This window comes from Klebsiella sp. 2019SCSN059, from assembly GCF_021739525.1.
In the GTDB taxonomy this organism is placed as follows: Bacteria; Pseudomonadota; Gammaproteobacteria; order Enterobacterales; family Enterobacteriaceae; genus Klebsiella; species Klebsiella quasipneumoniae.
Window position 1 is genome coordinate 1 of record NZ_JAKKOM010000091.1, and the last position, 2,442, is coordinate 2,442.

The 2,442-nt window shown below is 48.5% G+C and carries 3 protein-coding genes and 1 pseudogene; 2 read left to right on the forward strand and 2 right to left on the reverse strand.

All coding sequences use genetic code 11. From position 1 onward, the window contains the following. Nucleotides 1–146, reverse strand: a 146-nt coding sequence (locus L2I46_RS28920) for an IS1 family transposase (RefSeq protein WP_131797572.1), incomplete at its 3' end; no start/stop codon positions are given. 56 nt (nucleotides 147–202) lie between these two features. On the opposite strand from L2I46_RS28920, the pseudogene L2I46_RS28925 reads away from it, so the two are divergent. Further along, a pseudogene (locus L2I46_RS28925) lies at nucleotides 203–397 on the forward strand (transposase); the annotation flags it as partial. A 334-nt stretch (nucleotides 398–731) separates the two neighbouring features. Further along, entirely contained in the window at nucleotides 732–1,607 is an 876-nt protein-coding gene (locus L2I46_RS28930) for an extended-spectrum class A beta-lactamase CTX-M-3 (RefSeq protein WP_011091028.1), read from the forward strand. Nucleotides 1,608–1,653: 46 nt separating this feature from the next. On the opposite strand, the gene L2I46_RS28935 is transcribed toward L2I46_RS28930, so the two are convergent. Beyond that, nucleotides 1,654–2,130, reverse strand: a complete 477-nt coding sequence (locus L2I46_RS28935; RefSeq protein WP_013023839.1) for a WbuC family cupin fold metalloprotein — start codon at nucleotides 2,128–2,130, stop codon at nucleotides 1,654–1,656. Between the last annotated feature and the right edge of the window lie 312 nt (nucleotides 2,131–2,442).

The window sequence follows — 2,442 nt, forward strand, 5'->3', positions numbered from 1 at the left end:
TGAGAAGCGGTGTAAGTGAACTGCAGTTGCCATGTTTTACGGCAGTGAGAGCAGAGATAGCGCTGATGTCCGGCAGTACTTTTACCGTTACGCACCACGCCTTCAGTAGCTGAGCAGGAGGGACAACTGATGGAGATGGAAGCCACGGGAGCACCTCAAAAACACCATCATACACTAAATCAGTAAGTTGGCACCATTACCGATGCTTTCATATAACCTATTTTTGTTGTTCAAGTTTGATTCCTTGGACTCTTCAGAATACAGACAGCAAATAAAGACCTTTCGTTTGAAGTATGTATTTCTTGCAGCAAAAATAATCAAAACCGCAAGATATGTAATCATGAAGTTGTCGGAAAACTATCCGTACAAGGGAGTGTATGAAAAATGTCTGGTATAATAAGAATATCATCAATAAAATTGAGTGTTGCTCTGTGGATAACTTGCAGAGTTTATTAAGTATCATTGCAGCAAAGATGAAATCAATGATTTATCAAAAATGATTGAAAGGTGGTTGTAAATAATGTTACAATGTGTGAGAAGCAGTCTAAATTCTTCGTGAAATAGTGATTTTTGAAGCTAATAAAAAACACACGTGGAATTTAGGTTTCATTCTGGCGACGTCCGTATTTGCCTTTCGGAAGCATAAAATCGGACGCGTTGTGGCTCGCTTCAGGTAAAATATTGACTATTCATGTTGTTGTTATTTCGTCTCTTTCAGAATAAGGAATCCCATGGTTAAAAAATCACTGCGCCAGTTCACGCTGATGGCGACGGCAACCGTCACGCTGTTGTTAGGAAGTGTGCCGCTGTATGCGCAAACGGCGGACGTACAGCAAAAACTTGCCGAATTAGAGCGGCAGTCGGGAGGCAGACTGGGTGTGGCATTGATTAACACAGCAGATAATTCGCAAATACTTTATCGTGCTGATGAGCGCTTTGCGATGTGCAGCACCAGTAAAGTGATGGCCGCGGCCGCGGTGCTGAAGAAAAGTGAAAGCGAACCGAATCTGTTAAATCAGCGAGTTGAGATCAAAAAATCTGACCTTGTTAACTATAATCCGATTGCGGAAAAGCACGTCAATGGGACGATGTCACTGGCTGAGCTTAGCGCGGCCGCGCTACAGTACAGCGATAACGTGGCGATGAATAAGCTGATTGCTCACGTTGGCGGCCCGGCTAGCGTCACCGCGTTCGCCCGACAGCTGGGAGACGAAACGTTCCGTCTCGACCGTACCGAGCCGACGTTAAACACCGCCATTCCGGGCGATCCGCGTGATACCACTTCACCTCGGGCAATGGCGCAAACTCTGCGGAATCTGACGCTGGGTAAAGCATTGGGCGACAGCCAACGGGCGCAGCTGGTGACATGGATGAAAGGCAATACCACCGGTGCAGCGAGCATTCAGGCTGGACTGCCTGCTTCCTGGGTTGTGGGGGATAAAACCGGCAGCGGTGACTATGGCACCACCAACGATATCGCGGTGATCTGGCCAAAAGATCGTGCGCCGCTGATTCTGGTCACTTACTTCACCCAGCCTCAACCTAAGGCAGAAAGCCGTCGCGATGTATTAGCGTCGGCGGCTAAAATCGTCACCGACGGTTTGTAATAGCGGAAACGGAATGGGGAAACTCATTCCGTTTTTGTTTATCGCCTTAGACGGCAAAAGTGCTGTCGCCCACCTGCGCTTGCGCATACCAGGCCATAAGCTCCGTGGTTCCTGGTTCTCCTTCCGCTGGAGCCCAGTGCGCATAGTCATCGGCAGCCACGGGTTGATAGCCACCGTGTTTTACTTCAAAAATTATGCCACCGGTATCCAGCGACAGCACGGCATGCCAGGTTCCTGCGGCCATCTCCAGCACCGTACAGGTTTCCCCCAATATCGCCCGATGGGTGACGGTACCCCGATCGTCAAAATTCAGCACCACGAAACGACCCCTTAATGGCAACAGTAGCTCGAAGGTGTGAGGGTGTCGGTGCGGGCGCACGTAGGTCCCAGGTTCCATGGCAATAGCCAGACGTTGGACCGAATCGCTTAATTCTGGATGGAAATTACGGTGCGCGCGGAGCCGAGGCGATTGCACAGCCGCTGCGCTCTGTTGCTGCATATCGCTCATGGTAATTTGTTTCATCAGGATGACCTTGTCGATTAATGAATTGGGGGGGATTACCGTATGACGTCAGGGTGACAGAACCCGCAGAGCAAGTGAAGAACTGGGTTTGCCAATTTTTCCCTATCCTGATTTACTGAAATGGTATTGACGGTAGTGCTGATATTCAGGCCACTTTTTTAGTTGATAAAAGTCTGTAATTCTTTTTACCGTCTGGGAAAAATTTACGGTGGTAATCACCCCCCAATTATTTCAGTATGAGTAAACTTGGTCTGACAGTTACCAATGCTTAATCAGTGAGGCACCTATCTCAGCGATCTGTCTATTTCGTTC

Excerpts from the sequence above, each read along its gene's own strand:
- L2I46_RS28930 (WP_011091028.1), top strand. The coding sequence starts at position 732 with ATGGTTAAAAAATCACTGCGCCAGTTCACGCTGATGGCGACGGCAACC.
- L2I46_RS28935 (WP_013023839.1), bottom strand. The coding sequence starts at position 2,130 with ATGAAACAAATTACCATGAGCGATATGCAGCAACAGAGCGCAGCGGCT.